General features: G+C 54.4%; 22 protein-coding genes. 11 read left to right on the plus strand and 11 right to left on the minus strand.

The genetic code is table 11. From position 1 onward, the window contains the following. Window positions 1-77: 77 nt before the first annotated feature. The 3 genes from metC to yghU form a co-directional block, all read right to left on the minus strand. The gene (metC, locus tag KDX37_RS13900; protein ID WP_231653252.1) at window positions 78-1,244 is read right to left on the minus strand and encodes a cystathionine beta-lyase; all 1,167 of its coding nucleotides are present in this window, start codon (window positions 1,242-1,244) and stop codon (window positions 78-80) included. A 195-nt stretch (window positions 1,245-1,439) separates the two neighbouring features. Continuing rightward, the gene (locus KDX37_RS13905; protein WP_231653253.1) at window positions 1,440-2,459 is read right to left on the minus strand and encodes a PDDEXK nuclease domain-containing protein; all 1,020 of its coding nucleotides are present in this window, start codon (window positions 2,457-2,459) and stop codon (window positions 1,440-1,442) included. 104 nt (window positions 2,460-2,563) lie between these two features. Beyond that, window positions 2,564-3,406 carry a glutathione-dependent disulfide-bond oxidoreductase gene (gene yghU / locus KDX37_RS13910; RefSeq protein ID WP_231653254.1) on the minus strand — a complete coding sequence of 281 codons (843 nt, stop codon included), beginning with the start codon at window positions 3,404-3,406 and terminating at the stop codon, window positions 2,564-2,566. 341 nt (window positions 3,407-3,747) lie between these two features. Between yghU and KDX37_RS13915 the strand changes: the two genes are divergently transcribed. The 10 genes from KDX37_RS13915 (at window position 3,748) to KDX37_RS13960 (ending at window position 11,875) form a co-directional block, all read left to right on the plus strand. Beyond that, on the plus strand, window positions 3,748-4,524 hold the full coding sequence (locus KDX37_RS13915; RefSeq protein WP_231653255.1) for an ABC transporter permease: 777 nt from the start codon (window positions 3,748-3,750) through the stop codon (window positions 4,522-4,524). Beyond that, window positions 4,521-5,225 carry an ABC transporter ATP-binding protein gene (locus tag KDX37_RS13920; RefSeq protein WP_231653256.1) on the plus strand — a complete coding sequence of 235 codons (705 nt, stop codon included), beginning with the start codon at window positions 4,521-4,523 and terminating at the stop codon, window positions 5,223-5,225. The genes KDX37_RS13915 and KDX37_RS13920 overlap by 4 nt, the downstream gene beginning before the upstream one ends. A gap of 80 nt (window positions 5,226-5,305) precedes the next feature. After that, window positions 5,306-6,046: a glycosyltransferase family 2 protein gene (locus tag KDX37_RS13925; protein WP_231653257.1), complete on the plus strand. Its 741-nt coding sequence runs from the start codon at window positions 5,306-5,308 to the stop codon at window positions 6,044-6,046. A 1-nt stretch (window position 6,047) separates the two neighbouring features. Continuing rightward, on the plus strand, window positions 6,048-6,662 hold the full coding sequence (locus tag KDX37_RS13930; RefSeq protein ID WP_231653258.1) for a PI-PLC domain-containing protein: 615 nt from the start codon (window positions 6,048-6,050) through the stop codon (window positions 6,660-6,662). 7 nt (window positions 6,663-6,669) lie between these two features. Further along, a complete protein-coding gene (locus KDX37_RS13935) occupies window positions 6,670-7,308 on the plus strand; it encodes an HAD family hydrolase (protein ID WP_231653259.1) in 639 nt (212 codons plus the stop codon). Beyond that, on the plus strand, window positions 7,305-8,036 hold the full coding sequence (locus KDX37_RS13940; protein WP_231653260.1) for a glycosyltransferase family 2 protein: 732 nt from the start codon (window positions 7,305-7,307) through the stop codon (window positions 8,034-8,036). Before KDX37_RS13935 ends, KDX37_RS13940 begins: the two co-directional genes overlap by 4 nt. Then, window positions 8,033-8,353 (plus strand): cupin domain-containing protein, encoded by a 321-nt coding sequence (locus KDX37_RS13945; RefSeq protein ID WP_231653261.1) that lies wholly within the window; start codon window positions 8,033-8,035, stop codon window positions 8,351-8,353. Before KDX37_RS13940 ends, KDX37_RS13945 begins: the two co-directional genes overlap by 4 nt. A gap of 2 nt (window positions 8,354-8,355) precedes the next feature. Further along, window positions 8,356-10,131, plus strand: coding sequence for a hypothetical protein (locus KDX37_RS13950; RefSeq protein ID WP_231653262.1), 1,776 nt, complete (start codon window positions 8,356-8,358; stop codon window positions 10,129-10,131). After that, window positions 10,128-10,730 carry a hypothetical protein gene (locus KDX37_RS13955; protein ID WP_231653263.1) on the plus strand — a complete coding sequence of 201 codons (603 nt, stop codon included), beginning with the start codon at window positions 10,128-10,130 and terminating at the stop codon, window positions 10,728-10,730. The genes KDX37_RS13950 and KDX37_RS13955 overlap by 4 nt, the downstream gene beginning before the upstream one ends. A gap of 104 nt (window positions 10,731-10,834) precedes the next feature. After that, window positions 10,835-11,875: a WavE lipopolysaccharide synthesis family protein gene (locus KDX37_RS13960; protein ID WP_231653264.1), complete on the plus strand. Its 1,041-nt coding sequence runs from the start codon at window positions 10,835-10,837 to the stop codon at window positions 11,873-11,875. Between the two features lie 300 nt (window positions 11,876-12,175). Here KDX37_RS13960 and KDX37_RS13965 read toward each other — a convergent pair whose 3' ends face one another. Beyond that, window positions 12,176-12,907, minus strand: a complete 732-nt coding sequence (locus KDX37_RS13965) for a LexA family transcriptional regulator (protein ID WP_231653265.1) — start codon at window positions 12,905-12,907, stop codon at window positions 12,176-12,178. Between the two features lie 99 nt (window positions 12,908-13,006). Between KDX37_RS13965 and KDX37_RS13970 the strand changes: the two genes are divergently transcribed. After that, the gene (locus KDX37_RS13970) at window positions 13,007-13,252 is read left to right on the plus strand and encodes a hypothetical protein (RefSeq protein WP_231653266.1); all 246 of its coding nucleotides are present in this window, start codon (window positions 13,007-13,009) and stop codon (window positions 13,250-13,252) included. 24 nt (window positions 13,253-13,276) lie between these two features. Here the strand turns inward: KDX37_RS13970 and ppa are convergent, their stop codons facing one another. The 7 genes from ppa to exaC form a co-directional block, all read right to left on the minus strand. After that, on the minus strand, window positions 13,277-13,804 hold the full coding sequence (gene ppa, locus KDX37_RS13975) for an inorganic diphosphatase (RefSeq protein WP_231653267.1): 528 nt from the start codon (window positions 13,802-13,804) through the stop codon (window positions 13,277-13,279). A 105-nt stretch (window positions 13,805-13,909) separates the two neighbouring features. Continuing rightward, complete coding sequence (locus tag KDX37_RS13980; protein WP_231653268.1) at window positions 13,910-14,734, minus strand: M90 family metallopeptidase; 825 nt, start codon at window positions 14,732-14,734, stop codon at window positions 13,910-13,912. 3 nt (window positions 14,735-14,737) lie between these two features. After that, window positions 14,738-15,385 carry a DedA family protein gene (locus KDX37_RS13985; RefSeq protein ID WP_231653269.1) on the minus strand — a complete coding sequence of 216 codons (648 nt, stop codon included), beginning with the start codon at window positions 15,383-15,385 and terminating at the stop codon, window positions 14,738-14,740. Between the two features lie 183 nt (window positions 15,386-15,568). Next, a complete protein-coding gene (locus tag KDX37_RS13990; RefSeq protein WP_231653270.1) occupies window positions 15,569-16,027 on the minus strand; it encodes a GNAT family N-acetyltransferase in 459 nt (152 codons plus the stop codon). A 115-nt stretch (window positions 16,028-16,142) separates the two neighbouring features. Further along, window positions 16,143-17,018 (minus strand): ethanolamine ammonia-lyase subunit EutC, encoded by an 876-nt coding sequence (gene eutC / locus KDX37_RS13995; RefSeq protein ID WP_406642302.1) that lies wholly within the window; start codon window positions 17,016-17,018, stop codon window positions 16,143-16,145. Continuing rightward, entirely contained in the window at window positions 17,015-18,409 is a 1,395-nt protein-coding gene (locus KDX37_RS14000; protein WP_231653271.1) for an ethanolamine ammonia-lyase subunit EutB, read from the minus strand. Before KDX37_RS14000 ends, eutC begins: the two co-directional genes overlap by 4 nt. A 307-nt stretch (window positions 18,410-18,716) precedes the next feature. Beyond that, window positions 18,717-20,237 (minus strand): acetaldehyde dehydrogenase ExaC, encoded by a 1,521-nt coding sequence (exaC, locus tag KDX37_RS14005; RefSeq protein ID WP_231653272.1) that lies wholly within the window; start codon window positions 20,235-20,237, stop codon window positions 18,717-18,719. Window positions 20,238-20,311: the final 74 nt, after the last annotated feature.

Here is a 20,311-nt window from a genome sequence, read left to right on the forward strand (position 1 = left end):
CTCCGGGCAAATGACGCCGACCTGCGCGCGGTCGGCAAGGTGCCTGTAAAGGGGGCTTGCAGAGCGTTCTGCGCCGCTCACCCTGCCGTGAAACCGGCCTGCAGGTCGGCGATCAGGTCATCTGGGCTTTCAAGGCCGATCTGTAATCGCAGCATAGGGCCGTAGCCCTTGCTCGGGCCGTGATGTTCAACCTCTGTGACAAGACTTTCAAAGCCGCCCCACGAATAACCGATACCGAACAGCGTCAACGCGTCGACAAATCGATCCAGCACCTGGCGATCGGTGGTTGTGAACTCGAAACTGAGCAACCCGTTGCAGCCATGAAAGTCCCGCTTCCAGATAGCGTGACCCGGATCGGTCGGCAGCGCCGGGTACAGAACCCGTGCAACCTGTGGTTGGTCCTGAAGCCATTGTGCGACCTGCATCGCGTGGCGTTCATGCATGGCCATTCGTGCTGCCAGACTGCGAGCGCCGCGCAGTACCAGATAGGCATCGTCAGGACTGACGGTATTGCCCACCGCGGTGTTCATGGTCTTGAGCGCCTTCCAGTGCACTTCGGTCGTACTGACGCTGCCCATCATCACGTCGGAATGCCCCGCCACGTACTTGGTCAGGGCCATCAATGAAATGTCCGCACCCAGCTCAAGCGGCTTATACAAAATGCCTGAGCCCCAGGAGTTATCCACAGCGAGCAACAGGTCGTTTGCTTTGCACAATTGTGACAAGGCAGGCAGGTCACACAGGTCGAAGGTCAGTGAGCCCGGCACTTCGGCGTAGATCATGCGCGTGTTGGTCCTGATCATCGATTCCACATCGCTGCCGTCGGCCGCGTAGAAATCGAACTGGATGTCGAATGCTGTCAGCATCGTCCTGACCAGCCGTCGTACGGGGCCGTAGACCGACTCTGTAATCAGCACATGATCACCGGGCCGCAGGAATGCCTGGAACATCTGCGCCACCGCTGCCAGCCCTGTCGGGTACAAGCACGTACCATGCGCACCTTCGAGTTCGGAGACAAGGTCCTGCAGTGCAAATGCAGTGGGGTTGCCGTTGGCACCGTAAGTCAGGGAGCGCTCAGGCCCGGCAGTCAGAACCTCAGCTTCACGCAGACTGGCAAGGCTGTCGAACAGCACGGTACTCAGGCGAACGACCGGCGGATTGACCGAAAGCCCCGCGCCGCTGGTAGCGCTGCGGCCACGTTGCGATAGCGCAGTATGGGCGCGAGGGTCTTTGTCTTGCGGCATTTGATGCTCCGTGTGTGCGAAAGCGGGCAGGTCAGGGGTAGCCAGAGTCCCGGCTGCTTGCGCTCGATCAGTCCGATGGCGAAGTGCTTACCTGACAAGGCTACCAAAGGATGGCTCACAGGAGGGAGTGGGGCGCCCATTCATATGAGCGCGTGCTGGCTGTTCACCTCAATGACTTGGCTGGATCAGCCGTCATCAATCCTCCTGCGACGAACTGTTCACCGCGTAAAACTCCTGGAGCTTGGCCAAGAGCAATTGTTTGTCCGGCAGTCGTGTCTGGTATTCGGCGATCAGGGCGGGTGACAACGAGCGATTGAGCGCGTACTCAACCATCTCATCGTTCTTGCTGGCGCACAGCAGCACGCCAATGGCCGGATTTTCATGAGGTTTGCGCTCGTTCTGATCGAGCGCTTCCAGATAGAAATTCAACTTGCCCAGGTATTCCGGTTCGAACGAGCCCACCTTGAGTTCAAACGCCACGAGGCAATTGAGCCCTCGATGGAAAAACAGCAGATCAAGTGCAAAATCCCGTCCGCCGACTTGCACGGGGTATTCAGAGCCGACGAAGCAAAAATCCCGACCCAGTTCGATAAGGAAGTTTTTCAGGTGAAGCAACAGGCCTCGATGCAGGTCGACTTCGGCATGACCGGCAGGCAAGTCCAGAAATTCGACCATGTACGCGTCGCGAAATACGTCAAGCGCTGCGGGTCTGGTCTGCTTCAAGAGAGCAGAAGCTGCGGCTGGTTGGGTGACGCTGCGTTCGAACAGGGCGTTCTTGAACTGGCGTTCGAGCTCCCTGCTTGACCACTTCTCCTGGATCGACATGCGCACGTAGAACTCGCGCTCTTCCGTGCGCTTGCTTTGCCCGAAAATGATCAGGTGATGGGTCCATGGTAATTGTGTCAGCACTGCTGACACTTTCTCGTTATCCCGATAAATCTCGTAGAACTGCCGCATGCGGAACAGGTTTCGCCGGGTGAAACCACGCAACCCCGGCTGAGTTCGTGCCAGATGCTCGGCCAGTTGAGTGACCACCGCATCACCCCATTCGGCTTTTTCGATCTTCTGGCTGATGTAGGCGCCTACCTGCCAGTACAGCTCGATCAGGCGTGTATTGACCGCTTTTGCAGCGTGCTGGCGGGCCGTTTGGATCATGGCCAATACTTCATCGAAGCGGTCGTTCGCAGACGGTTGAGCAGGGGTAAGCGAGGGCATGTGTGCGCGCCCGTGGGCAGTTTATGGAGGCGGCGGATTCTAACCGACCTCCATAAGCCTCCATTGCATAACTATTTACCGACATGTTGCCGTAACTTCGTGTCTCATCTATCCAGGTCAGAGGCCTGGTGCCGCTCCGATACCTGACCAGACTCTTCGCCCCAGGTCCTGTTGACCTTCTTGCCACGGATGACGGCCGGCCGCGCGGCGATCTCCTCAGTCCAGCGGATGAGGTGTGGATACTCATGCACGGACAAAAACTCAGCCGCCGAGTAAACCGCGTTCTGCACCAGCGCGCCGTACCAGGGCCAGACGGCAATGTCTGCGATGGTGTAAGTGTCGCCCGCCAGATAACGGCTTTCGGCCAGGCGCCTGTTCAGCACATCGAGCTGACGCTTGGCTTCCATCGCGAAGCGGTTGATCGGGTATTCCATTTTCTCCGGCGCGTAGGCATAGAAATGTCCGAAACCGCCACCCAGATAAGGTGCCGCACCCATCTGCCAGAACAGCCAGTTCAAGGTTTCGGTACGTCCTGCCAAGTCGGCAGGCAGAAAGCTGGAAAATTTCTCGGCCAGATAAAGCAGGATTGAGCCTGACTCGAATACCCGGACTGGGGTCTCATGACTACGGTCTACGAGTGCAGGTATCTTGGAGTTTGGATTGACCTCGACAAAACCGCTGGAGAATTGATCACCCTCTGAAATACGGATCAGCCAGGCATCGTATTCGGCGCCGCTGTGACCCAGCGCCAGAAGCTCCTCCAGCAAAATGGTGACTTTCACGCCGTTGGGCGTTGCCAGCGAATAAAGCTGGAGCGGATGCTTGCCGACGGGCAACTCCTTGTCATGCGTCGGCCCGGCGACAGGGCGGTTGATACTGGCAAACGTGCCGCCTGAGGACGTTTCGTGCTGCCAGACCCTGGGCGGGGTATACGGGGTGGTTGTCATGAGTGAACCTCTCGTGTCACGTCAGTCATTGGCAGGGCGCCGTTTCCATGAGACAGCTCATGCATCCGGGCAGCTCAACCGCTTCAGCCATCTACCTTATCCGCTGGCGGCATCATCGGGTAGCACCTCGGGAATCGAAGGGGTTTGCGGCCAGCATAGAGGTTCATTTAAGCGCCGTGGAAAATCATGGAATATTCCTACAGTCCTTGAGGCCGTGTCTTATAGCCCTTTGCAGGCAAAAAAATAGATCATGGCTCGAAGCAGTAAATGATAGGAACACAGATGATCATCATGCTGTAGTGAATAGTTGAACTCAGTCTCTCTTGACTACGGGACATTCCATGTCGTTAATAAAAAAAACAGGCGTCATTCAGTGGCGAGACCTGGTCTTTAATCTTGTGGCAAAGGAAATCAAGATTCGCTACATGGGCGCTACATTAGGTTTCATGTGGTCGTTGGGTAATCCCCTGGTAGTAACACTCACGTATTACACTGTATTTACCTATATTTTACCCAGTGGTCTAGACCGTTTTGCACTTCACTTGATCACAGGTATTGTCCACTGGATGCTTCTGGCGCAAACGCTCACTCAAAGCGGTGAGTGGCTGATCAATAACAGCAACCTGATCCGTAAATTGCGTTTTCCACGGATACTCCTGCCGCTGTCAGGTGCGATTACAGTCCTTGTGTTCTGGGTCGGCTGCATGGTCGTCTATGCTGCATTGTTCAAGTTTCTGGGTGGGGTTGTGACGGTTGCATTGCTGTTTTATCCCCTGGTGCTGCTTTCTTATATGGCACTTATCATGGGGATTGGTTTGGCATTGAGTGTCATCCAGGTCACAGTCCGCGATGCCAAGCATTTGATGGATGTATTTTTGCCATTGGTGTTCTGGTTAACGCCTATTGTATGGATGACATCCTCTCTGCCTGCCGGTATTGCCAGCGTTGCTGCCTACAATCCGTTAGCACTTTATTTCAACAGTTTCAACGAAATTCTCCATCAGGGTGTCATTCCGAACGCCGTCAATTTGACGCTGTGCATGTTGTTGGGTTTTATATCTCTTGTTACAGGTCTCGCCCTGTTCCGCAAGGTTGATCACATCGTGGAGTATTTATGAGCGATATTGTTGTCAGCGCAGAGAACCTGACCAAGCAATTCACTCTTCGTCATAATCGAGGGGGACTCAAGAAAAAATTCATGGGGCTCTTTGATGCTGAATGTCGCGAACGCGTGGAGGTATTCAGCGCCGTCAATGACGTCTCGTTCACGCTGCGAAAAGGCGAGTCATTAGCGCTGGTTGGCCATAATGGATCAGGCAAAAGTACGTTGCTGCAGATGGTTTCCCGGATCCTTTTGCCCTCCAGCGGACGTCTTGCTACCGTCGGCCGCGTCGCTCCCTTGATTGAAATCGGTGTGGGATTCCACCCTGAGCTGACGGGCGAGGAAAATATCTACCTCAACGCAAGTCTGTTTGGGCTGAGCAACAAGGAAATACGGGGTAGGCTCAACGAGATTATTGATTTTTCCGGGTTGGGTGAATTCATTGATACCCCGGTCAAAAACTATTCGTCGGGTATGTACATGCGGTTGGGTTTTTCGGTAGCGGTCCATGTCGAACCACAAACATTACTTGCAGACGAGGTGTTGGCTGTGGGTGATGAAGCGTTCAAGAAAAAATGCCATGTTCGAATCCGGAGTATGCAGGATGATGGAATGGCATTGATTCTTGTCACCCACGCAGTGGAGGAGGGGCGTGCTTTCTGTCAGCGTTACTTGACCCTCGAGCGCGGCAGGGTTATCGATCAAGGTAGTTATTGATTCTACATCTATCAAGCTTTCGCGTCGGATTGGCATGGCTGAATACTTAAAGGATTATCATGTTGTAGATTATTGTTCCAATGGCTGGAGCCGGAAGTCGCTTTGCTGTGGCTGGGTATAAAGATCCGAAACCTTTGATTTCTGTACATGGTGTTCCGATGATCAAATTGGTCATTGATAATTTGACGCCGGACTGTCCACACAAGTTTATTTTTGTTTGTCAGGCGTCGCATGTCGTGTCCTACGCGTTAAGAAAAAAGCTCGAAGCCTGGGCGCCCGGCTGTGACATCTTAGAGTTGTATGGGTTGACTGAAGGTGCAGCGTGCACTGTATATGCGGCAAGGCACAGCATCGATATGAGCCAGCCTGTCATGATTGCCAATAGTGATCAGTATGTTGATGTTGATATTGACGATTATTTGCACGCGTTGCATGAAAGCGCTGCAGATGGCTTGATCATGACAATGAAAGCCTCGGATGCAAAATGGTCATTCGTTGGGTTTGATGCTGATGGGCATGTCAATAATGTCGTTGAGAAGGAAGTCATCTCCGATGAGGCGACTGTCGGGATTTATAATTTCCGACGCGGAGACCAACTGATCACCGCGATCGAGTCGATGTTCACCAAAAATCTTCGTGTCAACGGCGAGTTCTATGTCGCACCTGCCTATAACGAGCTCATTGAGCGGGGCGCTAGAATTATTCACTACAGTATTGGTTCTGAAGGTCATGGGATGTATGGCCTCGGTATTCCGGCAGATTTGAATCATTTCCTGTCGCTGCCGTTAAGTGAGCGCGCCTGCTCACGTGCCGAAGGCTGATATGCGGATAATCAGCCACCGTGGCTACTGGCTGCAAAAGCCGGAGAGGAATCTGCCTGAAGCATTCCATCGATCATTCGACCTGGGTTTTGGCACCGAGACCGATGTACGAGATGTCGCCGGGGAACTGGTGATTTCGCACGACATGCCCGCCGGTAACGAGATGACTCTCGACGATTTACTTGAGCTGATGGCAGGGAGAAATCTGCCGCTCGCGATCAACGTCAAAGCAGACGGATTGGCTCAGTCGCTAAAAAAGACGTTTTCCCGCCATGGGCACACCAATTGGTTCGCCTTCGATATGGCTGTTCCTGACATGCGCAGCTACTTTCAAGCGCTTCTTCCTGCGTACACACGGCTCAGTGACGTGGAGCCAGTGGCCGCCTGGCTCGAAAGCGCCGCAGGTGTCTGGCTTGATAGTTTTGGCACCGAGTGGTTCCCCAACAAAGTCGTTGGCGATCTTCTCTCCCAAGGCAAGCCAGTCTGCATTGTCTCTCCTGAACTTCACCAACGTAACAGTGCAGCGTTGTGGCAGCAGTTGCTCGAATTCAAGGCCGAGAGTGGAGTAACGCTGTGCACCGATCTACCCGAAGATGCAGCTAATTTTTTCAAGTGAGGCAGTCATGATCAAGGCAGTTATTTTCGATATGGATGGTGTTCTCATCGAGGCCAAAGAGTGGCATTACAACGCTCTGAACAAGGCGCTTAATCTGTTTGGCTACAACATCAGCCGACACGAACATCTGACCGATTACGATGGTCTGCCAACGTCGCGCAAACTGGACATGTTGAGTGTCGAGCGCGATCTGCCGACCGGCTTGCACGCGTTCATCAATGAGATGAAGCAGCTGTACACCATGGAGATCGTTCATGGGCAATGCAAGCCGACATTCGTGCACCAGTATGCGCTGTCATCGCTCAAGAACCTGGGCTACAAGCTTGCGGTTGCGTCCAACTCTATCCGCAACACCGTCGAGGTGATGATGGACAAAGCTGATCTGAGTCGATATCTGGACCTCCAGCTTTCCAACGAGGATGTATCACGCGCCAAGCCTGCCCCTGATATTTATACCAAAGCCATTTTTGATCTGGGCCTGACGCCCGAAGAGTGCCTGATTGTTGAAGACAACGAGAACGGCATCAAGGCCGCCAGGGCTTCCGGTGCACACGTCTTGGTCGTGACTGAAACGTCTGATGTGAACCTCACCAACATTCTCGAAAAAATAACAGCGCTCAACTTCGAAACGGTGACTGTCTCGTGAGTACATTGAATATCCTTCTGCTTTCAGGCAAACGAGCCGACGTGGCACTTGGCGATGGTGAATACCCTGAGTACCTGCGTGAGCACAATGGCAAGCCGCTGATCCATTCCTTGATTGATAACTGCGCGAAGCTCTATCCCGCAAAGATTATCTGCACGTTTTCTAACGGGGACATTTCCCGCCTGCATTTGCGTCACATGCTTGAGCAGATGCACCCCTCGGCCAGTGTTCTTCCCCTTCACAGCACGACCCAAGGCGCTGCATGCACTGCGCTTCTCGCGAGTGAGCAGATAGACAACAGCGACGAGCTGCTGATTCTTGGCGTCAGCGACCTGCTGGAGGTTTCACTGACCGACATCGTAAGTGCCTTCCGCAAGAACGGTGACGATGCAGGTGTCGTGATATTCAATTCCCTGCACCCTCGCTACTCGTTTGTTCGTCTGGACGCCGAGAACCGTGTTATCGAAGCTGCCGAAAAGAAGCCGATCAGCGCGAATGCGGTCGCGGGTATGTACTGGTTCAAGTCGGGTTCACTTTTTGTTTCTGCAGCAAAAAACATGATTCGCAAAGATGCGAGGGTCAATGACAATTTTTTCATTGCGCCTGTACTGAATGAGCTGGTGCTTCAACACAAGAATATAGGCACGTGTCGCGTCGAGCCTCACCACTATCGTCCGTTAAAAACCCAAACTCAGCTTCATGCCTTCGAAACAGGTGATGCTCGATGAAAACGGCAAGGCTGGAAAACATGGTCAAAGGGTGGTTTGTGGGTGGATTTGAGCCTGCTGTTTTCAGTACCCAATCCTGTGAGGTTGGAGTCAAGCATTACAAGGCAGGAGACAGGGAAGCAGCTCACTATCACAAGGTCGCAACCGAGCTGACGGTCGTGCTTTCAGGTTCGGTCCGGATGTGTGATCAGCTTTGGGGTGAAGGTGACATCATCGCTCTGGCGCCTGGTGACATAACGGCATTCGAGGCGCTCACCGATGCCATTACGGTAGTCGTGAAGCTGCCGGGCGCCCTTGATGACAAGTACATCGTCTGAATATGCAGAGCATTCATCTCAATCATCATCCGCGTCTTGGTTACATGTCTGCGAACGCGTTACGTCACCTTCCTGCTGAGTTGCAATTGCCACTCGGGTGCTCGAACTTCATATCCTTCCGCAAGCACCCCTCCAGAAAGGCCGATACCGTTCTCAAGGGACTGCATGCAGCGCAACGGCCTTTGGCGATTTATGGTGACGGGGCGTTCTGCTTTTTCGGTGTTCAAAGCGATTCGCCGCTGGCGCCTTTATTGCTGTGGGACGGAGCTCATTTCCTGCATGTCGGTCAGACCGTCACGGTCATGGAGGACACGCCCTTCGAGTGTTATCTGGATCGTGAATACTTTTCAGCGTCGCTTAAGGTCGTCTCACGCTCAGCGACCTCGGTTACCTACGAAAAAGTGTCCAGACTTGCCGCAGAATCCAATGATGACCTCGACAGCTGGACCTTCGGCATTCCGGTTGGTCCCGAGGATGCTACGGTTCTGAACGCCGTCGTGAAGCGCATTCTGGAGATCGACATTCCTGACAAGGAAATACTCCTGTGCGGTACGCCTGGCAGCAACTTCGCCTATTTTGACAAGGTTAGAATTGTTGGCGAAGACATCACTGCGCCGCCCGTACAGATCTGCAAAAAGAAGAATCGCCTTGCTCAGGAAGCTCGGTGCAACAATCTCGTGATCCTGCATGACCGCGTATTCCTGCCCAAACACTTCGGAGAAATGGTTCGTCGCTTTGGGCCGCGCTATCCACTGATGACCCTGCAAAGCATGTTCTTTGACAATCCGTTCAGCATGCATCCCCGTCGATACTCTGATTACGGGATGGTGATGGGGGAAATTGCTCAAGGATTGTTGGGATTACATCGGAACAGCGGTAAGGCAGTCGCGTTTGCCCCTTCAATTTTTACTGAAGTGGATCGCACCGGATTTCGATTCGCCAACCCGATGCGTTACAATAGCGACTTCAACTATCCAACTGGCAGCCTTTATATATGCCGCAAGGAGGTTTGGAATAGCTTTCCACTGGATCAATCTCTTTATTGGGTTGAGTTTGAAGATATTGAACATGCACTGCGTGCATCAAAATCGGGTATTCCAAGCCGCGTAAATCCATTCGGTATTACACAATCAATTACTTCAAGAGCGCTTTTAGGGTGCAATGCGTGCGTAGAGTCTGTGTCAGGGGGCAATGCACTGACCGGTCCACGGAATCTTTCGATGTTAAAAAAGAAACCGCTTGTAAGGGTTTCCAGTGAGATTGCATTGAGCAAGCTCCGCCAATTTGCTGCCAAATACTCGGTGGTTTCAACTACGGTCACTATTCCGACTGGCGCGGCAGGTATGAGCCCCCGGGCATGGCTGGAGCTGATCAACAGTATTATTCACCAGTCTGCGTTTAAAAATGATATTGAAACGGTTGAGGAGTTTATTGGTGACTTTGAAAGGCTCATTCTCATGGATCAGATGAGCTGTACCAGTAAAGAACTCCTGGTTCGCCATTTTATGGTGGATCCGGTACAAGCCAAGCAGAACCTGATTATCCACAGTGCAGAAATCTGTAATATGCTTCGTCAGCGCGCTTCCCAGTCTTGGTTTGCAGACGACTTGAGCGACTTCTTCCATGTCGAGGCGCTGTCGCTCCCAGGTATTTTGCTCTCAGCTCTGCGCGCTTATTACAGTAACGACCATATATTCTATTTTGAGAGTTTCCGTGGGGCAGTAAGGGCTATTTATAATTCTACGCCCTTCAAGTCTTATGCCAAGGGCCCGAAGTGAATATATTTGTCGTGTCTCACAGCAATTTAAAGGCTGACCGTCAGGCGTTAATCAATGAGTTGTCTCGTATCCAATTTGAACCTTCAAGGGTAACGCCCGTGGTGGTTGTAGATCAATATTACAACCTGTCTGAGCTGCCCGGCGAAGCGCAGCCAGAAGTCTATGTGAATTTTGTTCTCGCAAATTTTCTCTCTCCTACTGTTGGCAGTGTTGAACCTAATAGAATAGCCCACTGTATAGGCACCGCTGATGCTGACTGGATACTGATCGATTTCGATCAATATGATGCATCTATATACCTTGATTTTATAATAAAGCTTGGCCGTTACAACTATGTCAGTCCGCGACTTCGTAAATGCAACTTGGTGATTACCTTGCCAGCCGTTCACCTTTGTAATGTTGCAAGAGCATTTAATGCTTCGTTTAATAATTTACCTCTGAGTGAGGAGCAAGGCGCTAGCCTGTATCAGGTGAAGAGGATGTATTTACGAGCCTATGCGGAAAGGCTTTTCGCCAGTTTGCCTTTGCCGGCGGTGATTCTCCGCTTCGTCAAACTTTTCATTTTCGGGCTGTATCGAATTCTGAGGCGCATGGTTTAAGCTCGTTTTAAGCTATCTGCAGTTATTGTCGATAGGCTAGGCGTGCGCTTGCCAGATTACTTGGCCTTGAGTGGGTTTTTAGATGTTTATGAGATATAAAGTTTATGCGTCAATTAGCAGTTGTTGATTCCAGAGTAATAAGCGTCATCATTCAAGGGCCGTTGTGCCGTCAGCTCAGCCCCGAAAGAAATATTTTCACGTGCATTTCCTCAATCAGAAAGTATCTGCCTGAGGCGGAAATCATCGTATCGACCTGGGATCATGAGGATACCTCTGGAGTCCAGGCTGAAAAAATCCTGCGTTTGGAAGACCCTGGTTGCTTTGTCGAGCAGTCGGGCAATCAGATCAATACCAATCGCATGTTGAAATCGACCTTGGCAGGTATTCAGGCCTCGACCAGGCCCTACATCATGAAGTTTCGCGCCGATCATAATTTGACCAGCGCTGCTCTGGCGGTGATCGGCCTGCCAGTATCTGAGGTTGGACCGCAAAAGCTGTTCGACCTTCCTGTCACCATGACAACGCTCTTTATTCGTAATCCCAGGCGAGTACCGCTGTTGTTCCATATTTCTGATCTGGTTCAGTTCGGCACCCGAGAAGCCATGCTCGCGCTGTGGGATCAGCCGTTGCTCAAAAAAGAAGACATTCTTCACCATCGGCCGTTTCGTAATCCACTTGGTAATTTCGTAGGGTTCTCTGCCGCTTACCGTATTGCAGAGCAGAGTTTAATGCTGGGCGCGATGCAGAAGCAGGGTATTAACGTTCGATTGAATCGCCCTTGCCAGGTCCGCTTGGGCAATTTGAAGCTCTGGGATTGCGTCCTGAGGCTTAACTTCACGGTACTGGACCACGACAAGGCTGGTGTAGATTTCCCGGAACGGTTTTTCATCGTCGCCTCTGCCGCGAAGACACTTTATACCGCTTCGGATATTGAGCGCCTGCCTCTGACGGGCTCGTGGAGCTACCGTTTACGGCTTGCGGACATCTGGTTCAATCAATACGTGCTGAGCTGTATGCGACTCAATTGGTGGGTTTCGCTGGCATCCATCATCCTGTTCAGTAACGCACCTGGTCTTGCAAAAACCTTGCGCTCTTACTGGAGAAAGATCAGGAAGGTAACTCACCCTGATTCTCATCGGACTTAGGGTTGCGATGCCAAGGGTGCTGCAGCTTGAGGACGAACCTCCAGGGGCTGTGATAAATTATTACAGGCATTAAAAAGCCGGCTTGTGGCCGGCTTCTCGTGGGCAATCCTGGTTTATTTTTGGTAAACCGCAATCGCCTGCAACAGTTTGCGTCCGCAAGGGATGCTGATAGGTAACAGGGCAGAGGTGTCGTTTGCCGTGTTCTGACATCGTTTGCCATGGGCGTTGATGCGTTCAGATGGCCGACAGGATACCGGGGTTTGCCACTTCTGCCCAGACTTGAGTGTCACGCCAGCGACGTCACAGCAGTAACATGGCGTTACGGCGGCTGTTCAACGTAGACCACCAGAACACCCATCCCAGAATGCGGATGTTTTCGCGTTCTATGTCTTCGGCGCTGAAGATTTCATCGGGGTATTCGACATCGTTGTGGCTTCGCAGTCGCAGGCCGCCGTTGGGCTGGCGATAGAGATAGCGCACACGCAGTATGCCGCCGTGCTCGATCGCGTAGATTTCCCCGTCGATGACTTGGGTGAGCTCGCGGTCTACACCGAGTATTGAGCCGTCCTGAACCTTGTCTGCCATGCTGTTGCCGACCATGGCCACGCACATGCAGTTTTTAGCATCGATGCCCATGGTCTGCAGCACTTGCAACGGGAGACGGATTTTCTGCCCGGGCGCTTCGGCGAGGACGGTTTTACCGACGCCGTGGGTGGACTCGATTTCCTTGAATATCTGAATTTCCACGTCCCCACGCAGAACGTTTTTTCCCTGATGGCTGATCAGACGGGTTTCGCCGCCGGTGTTTTCATTGGCGGAGTCAGAAGGGTGTTTGGGGCCATCGCCTGTGCGTAACCAGCGGGCGTTGACGGTTAATAGTTCAGCCACCTCGTCAATACGTGCCATGGGCACACCGCGTTTGAACCAATTATTGACGTGTTGCGGGGTGATTTTGCGGTTGGCGGCAAAATCAGTCGCAGTGAGATGGCACTCCCTTAGGAGGACGCGTAGTCGATCACCTGATGTATTCATGGGGTGAAGTTTACGGCGGGTATGACCTCCTTTAAATGAACGAGGTGTTGAGATCGACATTATCCCCAGACCGTTGCGGCTAATGGGATTACAGACTATATGAATATCCTGTGGTCCCATTCCGTAATCGCTGAGATTGGATTAAACGCGGGGTGTCACGTTTACCTTGGCTATACGGGCATTAACGAAGTGTTTATTACGGCCATGGCGATCGGCGTATTTCTAAACGTCTTTTTTGAAGGCGCCAGGTATCTGTACGGTCAGGTTCGCGGCCGGTTGGTTGTTTCGATGGCGAAGTTACAAGAAGGGGGCGGTATGGGTGATGAATCGGGATACCTGCTTTGAGGTATCCCGAAAGGGGATCGATGATCAGCCTTTGAATGCTTCAACCGATTTCATGATTTCGGCGCGGGCAGCATCAGCGTTGCCCCAACCTTCGATCTTGACCCATTTGCCTTTTTCGAGATCCTTGTAGTTCTCGAAGAAGTGCTTGATCTGCTCAAGCAGCAGCGCTGGCAGGTCGGTGTACTCTTTCACATCAACATACAGCTGGGACAGCTTGTCGTGCGGCACCGCAATAACCTTGGCATCGCCGCCGCCATCGTCAGTCATGTGCAGGATGCCGACCGGGCGTGCACGGATGACCGAGCCAGGAGAAACCGGGTAAGGCGTCACGACCAGCACGTCGAGGGGGTCGCCATCGTCAGCCAGGGTATTGGGGATGAAACCGTAGTTGGCCGGGTAGAACATTGGGGTGGCCATGAAGCGATCAACGAACAGGCAATCGGTGTCTTTGTCGATTTCGTACTTGATCGGCGCATGGTTGGCCGGGATTTCGATCGCGACGTAGATGTCGTTCGGAAGGTCTTTGCCTGCCGGAATCTTGCTGTAGCTCATTGGGCATTGCCCCCATAGTTGACCAGACAGATTTTGGCGCGAACCGCCAAAAAGTGGTCCGAATTATAGGCATATTCTGTTTTGGTTGCCACGCGCGACATTGGATCAATGGTGGCTATGGTGATGGCTTTGATAGGCCGGATCCTGCTGCTGCAACGCCTTGAGTCGCGCCAGTGTGTCCTGTCGATAAAAGGCTTTCAGTTGCGCGTAGACAGCGGGATAAGAGCTGTGGAGCAGGTCCGGGGCGCTGAAGAAGTATTCACTGGTCACAGCGAAGAACTCGGCGGGGTCTTGCGCCGCATACGGGTCGATGACGGTATCGACTTCAGGGTCCAGGTCCAGTTGGCGGTTCAGGTCGTCGTAAGCGCTTTGCATGGCGCTGGCCCAGTCGGTGATCCGCATGTCGCTGTGCAGCGGCGGCAGGCCGTTGGCCTCGCCGTTGAGCATGTCGAGTTTGTGCGCCAGCTCGTGAATCACCAGGTTATAGGCGTCCCAGTCGCCGCTGGACAGCACGCCGGGCCAAGCCAGAATGACCGGGCCCTGGTACCAGGCCTCGCCACTGTGTTCGCCGTCCCATTCGTGCTCTATACCACTGGCGTCGCGATGGCGTTGCGGGCTGACGAAGTCTTCGGGGTACAGCACAATCTCGTGAAAGCCCTGATACCAGTTCAGGTCACCCAGACTCAGTAACGGAAGTTGGGCCTGTGCCGCGAGGAACAGGCGTTGCTCATCATCCAGCTCTACGCCCGGCAGCGCCGTCAGGTGTTTGTCTTCGAGAAACAGGATGCAGGCATCGCACAGCTGCGATGCCTGCTCGTCGCTCAAACCGTCAAGGATCGGCAAACGCTGGCGGATCGCTTGCCACAACTGTGGGGCGACCGGGTTTTTAGCCAGCGTGCGTTGCCTGCGCCAGTGACGGAATGACCACATGGTTCAGCGGGCGTCGACAGAACGGCCTGTGCGGCTGCGGACGAGGCCTATGATCATCGGCAGCAACGACAGGACGATAATGACCAACACCAGAAGCGTCAGATTTTTCTTGATGAAAGGGACGTTGCCGAAAAAATAGCCCAGCGTGACCAGGCTGCCGACCCACAGGATCGATCCCAATACGCTGAAGCCCACGAAGCGCGGGTAGGCCATTCGGCCAACGCCTGCAACGAACGGCGCGAAGGTGCGGATGATCGGCAGAAAGCGTGCAAGCGTTACGGTCTTGCCGCCATGGCGCTCGTAAAAGACCTGGGTGCGCAGCAGGTAGTCGCGACGAAAGATTCGGGACTTGGGATCACTGAACAATTTTTCGCCTGCGGTACGGCCGATGACGTAGTTGGTGCTGTCGCCAAGAATTGCCGCGAACATCAGTAGCCCGGCAAGCAATACCGGGTCCATGCCGCCACCGGCTGCTACTGCGCCTGCAATGAAGAGCAGCGAGTCGCCAGGCAGAAAAGGCATGATGACCAGCCCGGTTTCGCAAAAAATGACCGCGAACAGAATCGCGTAGATCCAGGGGCCATAGTTGGTCACCAGCAGGTCGAGGTAGACGTCGAGATGCAGGATGAGGTCGAGCGGGTTGAATTCCATTGAAGCACCTGAGGCGAGAACCCTGAGCAGGTTCGCATGCGGAAGAAACTACGTGTGCAGTACGCGCGGCATTATAGAAGGAGAATGCAGCAAGGGGACCGTCAAGATTTGATACGGTTTTGTGCGGTGTGAATGTTGGCTGTCGCGAGCGCCCGAAAAGGTCGTGCGCCCGTGAGTCGCCGGTCAGTCTGGCTGGATGGGCAGTACGTAGTTTTTGAACTGGGTGTCCTCTTTGAAACCGATGGACTCGTAAACCTTCTGCGCGACTTCGTTGTTGCTGCTGGTGGAGACGCGCATGCGGATAGCCTGGGTTTCCTTGGCCATTTTCTTGGCTGTTTTCATCAAGTGATCAGCGACCAGCTGGCGTCGCGCATCTTCTGCCACGTAGATGTCGTTGAGAATCCAGACGCGCTTGAGCGACAGCGAGGAATAGCTTGGGTAAAGCTGACAGAAACCCAGTAACCGGGTGTCATCATCGTCTGCCAGTGCCAGGTAGATGATTGATTCCTCACGGCGCAGGCGCTTTTCCAGAAAGTCCCGTGACGAGTCCGGGAAGGGCATTTCGCCATAGAACTCGCGGTATTTCACGAACAGCGGGCAGAGCAGGTCCAAGTGTTCAAGGGTGGCTTTGATTATCCGCATGGGGGGCCTCAACTTCACTATGGGCTAATGCAGCATAGGCTAATGCAGCATAGGCTAATGCAGCGCGCCTGAAAGGGTTCTGGGGATGCTGCCTCGCAGCTTTAGAAAGCGCAATCTAATGCGGGTCGGCAGGGCCGTCGAGCAGGAAATTGCTGCCAGGGTTGATTGAGTTATCGGCGCCGTCGCTTGATTCCAGAGTCTTCAGTTCGGCCTCATCCTTGAGGTTAACGCCGGAAACCTGCCGACGACAGGCTTCGCGCATTAGATAAAGCAGGCGATGAGCAGCCATTGCATAGCTCAGGCCTTCCAGACGTATGTTTGAAATGCAGTTACGGTGAGAGTCATTCAATCCGACCTTGGGCGCGTAAGTGAAATACAGCCCCAGGCTATCTGGCGAGCTGAGTCCAGGGCGCTCTCCGATCAGGATTACCACCATTTTTGCGCCGAGCAATTCGCCAATTTCGTCTGCTACGGCGACGCGGCCCTGCTCGACCATGATCACCGGCGACAGACTCCAGCCGTCTGCATTGGCCTGTTCTTCCAGGCGAGTCAGGAAAGGTACCGCATGGCGATGAACTGCCAGCGCAGAAAGTCCGTCAGCCACCACTACCGCAAGGTCCAGCCCGCCGGGGTGAGAGGCGGCGTACTCGCGAAGCTGGTGCGCTGACTCTTCGTTCAGGCGTCGTCCCAGATCAGGACGTTGCAGGTAACTGTCACGGTCCGCGGCCGCACTGTGAAGGCGCAGCGATTCCCGGCCCTTTTCCTTTAACTGAGCGCTGATCGCTTCATGATCGAACGCCAGATGCACGGCATCGCGTGCCTGAGCGTGAGCCAACTGGAAGTCCAGCTGCGCAGCGGTGGGCAGGCTGGTGCCAGTGCGTCCCAGTGCGATGCGCGCAGGCGTCAGGCGTCGCAACTCCAGCCAGGGATTGGGCGGTAGTGTGTCTGAGGTGACGTGTTTGTCCTGATCGTTCATGGGGCGTTCGCTCATGCCAGATGCGCCAGTGCCTGGCGAAAGGCCGGTGGCAGGCTGTCGCCGAAACGCACACGTCCATCGGCCTGAGTGAAAATACCCATGCGTTCCAGCCAGGCTTCGTATTCCGGGGCGGGGCGCAGGCCGAGGCTTTGTCGGGCATACAATGCGTCGTGAAATGAAGTGGTCTGGTAGTTGAGCATGATGTCGTCGGACCCGGGAATGCCCATGATGAAGTTGATTCCAGCAACGCCCAGCAAGGTCAGCAGGGTGTCCATGTCGTCCTGGTCGGCTTCGGCATGATTGGTGTAACAGATGTCACAGCCCATCGGCACGCCCAGTAATTTGCCGCAGAAGTGATCTTCGAGACCAGCGCGAATGATCTGTTTGCCGTTGTACAGGTATTCCGGGCCAATAAACCCGACCACTGTGTTGACCAAAAACGGGTTGAAGTGCCGGGCCACCGCATACGCGCGCGTTTCACAGGTTTGCTGATCGACACCGTGATGGGCGTTGGCTGACAGCGCGCTGCCTTGGCCGGTTTCGAAATACATGAGGTTCTTGCCCAGTGTTCCGCGATTCAGACTCAGGCCCGCTTCGTAGCCTTCTTGCAACAACTTCAGAGTGATGCCAAAGCTGGCATTAGCGGCTTCGGTGCCGGTAATCGACTGGAACACCAGATCGACAGGCACGCCACGGTTGATCACTTCTATAGAGGTCGTGACGTGAGTCAGCACGCAGGACTGGGTCGGAATTTCGTAGCGCTGCACGATCGCATCAAGCATTTCCAGCAGCGCGACAATGGAAGAGGTGCTGTCCGTGGCCGGATTTATACCAATCATGGCATCGCCATTACCGTACAGCAGTCCATCAAGCACGCTGGCCGCAATGCCAGACGGGTCGTCGGTAGGGTGGTTGGGTTGCAGGCGCGTCGACAGTCGACCACGCAGGCCCACGGTGTTACGGAAGCGGGTCACGACGCGGATCTTCTGTGCCACCAGCACCAGATCCTGCACACGCATGATTTTCGACACCGCCGCTGCCATCTCGGGCGTCAGGCCAGGTGCCAATGCGCTGAGGCTGCTTTCATCAGCCTGGTCACTGAGCAGCCAATCACGAAAGCCGCCTACGGTCAGATGACTGACCGGCGAGAAGGCCTGTGTGTCGTGGGTATCAATGATCAGGCGGGTGACTTCATCCTGTTCATAAGGGATCAGCGCTTCTTCAAGAAAATGCTTGAGCGGGATATTGGCCAGCGTCATCTGCGCGGCGACGCGCTCGGCGTCGTTTTGCGCCGCCACTTCAGCCAGAAAATCACCAGAGCGGGCAGGGCTGGCTTTGGCCATGACTTCTTTGAGGCTGTCGAAACGGTACGTCAGCGCACCGACAGAATGGGAAAAGCTCGCCATACAGATTCTCCATGACGTCCTGCTGCTTGCAGTGGACGTAGTCTTTCGGCCAAACCGGTGACGTCCCGGTTCAAACGACTGTGGGAAGCGATGTAAGCAATTAATACTCCATCCCGGCCGGGAGTGCGAGTTTACGGGACTTGAATGGCATCCTCGCGAGCGCTGTGCCTCAGCGAAGCGCCTCGCGTCCATGCATCGCGCACAGCGTTGGTGCGCAGTACAGACTGCTCCCGGAAGACCGGAGCGCGTCCCGGAGGCGGGACATCAGCCCAGCTCCCGGGTGCACGGTCGGAAGAATGTCAGGCGATCAGAAGAAGCCCAACGGATTGGTGTCGTAGCTCACCAGGAGGTTCTTGGTCTGCTGATAGTGCTCAAGCGCGATCTTGTGGGTTTCGCGCCCGACGCCGGACTTCTTGTAACCACCAAACGCGGCGTGGGCCGGGTACAGGTGATAGCAGTTGGTCCAGACGCGACCCGCCTTGATCGCCCGGCCTACGCGGTAGGCGCGGTTGATGTCACGGGTCCACAGGCCAGCGCCCAGGCCAAACTCGGTATCGTTGGCGATGGCCACAGCTTCGGCTTCATCCTTGAACGTGGTCACGCTGACTACTGGGCCGAAGATTTCTTCCTGGAAGACGCGCATCTTGTTGTTGCCCTTGAGTAGCGTCGGCTGGATGTAATAGCCGCTGGACAGGTCGCCTTCCAGTTTCTCGACCTTGCCGCCCGTCAACAGCTCGGCGCCTTCGCCCTTGGCGATGTCCAGGTACGAAAGAATCTTGTCGAATTGTTGCTCGGACGCCTGAGCACCGACCATGGTGTCGGTATCCAGCGGGTCGCCGCGCTTGATCTTCTCGACCTTGCGCATGACGGCTTCCATGAATTGTGGATAAATCGATTCCTGGACCAGCGCGCGGGAGGGGCAGGTGCAGACTTCGCCCTGATTGAAGAACGCCAGTACCAGACCTTCTGCGGCTTTCTCGATGAACTCCGGCTCGGCGCTCATGATGTCTTCGAAGAAGATGTTCGGCGACTTGCCACCCAGTTCCACAGTGGACGGGATGATGTTGTCCGCTGCCAGTTTCATGATGTGCGAACCCACAGGCGTCGAACCGGTAAAGGCGATTTTGGCGATACGTTTGCTGCTGGCCAGCGCTTCGCCCGCTTCACGGCCATAACCCTGCACGATGTTCAGCACACCAGCGGGCAGTAAATCGCCAATCAGCTCGATCAGTACGCTGATGCCCAGCGGAGTTTGTTCGGCAGGCTTGAGCACAATGCAATTGCCCGCCGCCAGCGCTGGCGCGAGTTTCCAGGCGGCCATCAGAATCGGGAAGTTCCACGGAATGATCTGCCCGACCACGCCCAGCGGCTCATGGATATGATAAGCGACGGTATTGCCGTCGATCTCGGCGGCGCTGCCTTCCTGCGCACGCAATACGCCCGCAAAGTAGCGGAAATGGTCGGCGGCCAGCGGGATATCGGCGTTCAGGGTTTCGCGAATGGCCTTGCCGTTGTCCCAGGTTTCAGTGATCGCCAGGGTTTCGAGATTGGCTTCGATGCGGTCGGCAATTTTCAGCAAAATCAGCGAGCGCGCCTGCACCGAGGTCGAGCCCCACGCCGCAGCGGCAGCATGTGCAGCGTCCAGTGCTTTATCAATGTCCTCAGCGGTGGAGCGAGGGAATTCGGCGATGGCCTTGCCGGTAACCGGCGAAGTGTTGGTGAAATACTGACCTTTGACCGGGGCAACGAATTCGCCGCCGATGTAGTTACCGTAGCGTTCCTTGAAATTGACGATGGCGCCTTCGGTACCGGGATGAGCGTAACGCATGGTGATGTCTCCTGATTCTTTTTGTGAGGGAGTCTGTATCGATTCAGCGTTCAAGCGTCTGGCAGGGAGTTCTC

This window comes from Pseudomonas californiensis (genome assembly GCF_021147775.1).
Lineage (GTDB): Bacteria > Pseudomonadota > Gammaproteobacteria > Pseudomonadales > Pseudomonadaceae > Aquipseudomonas > Aquipseudomonas californiensis.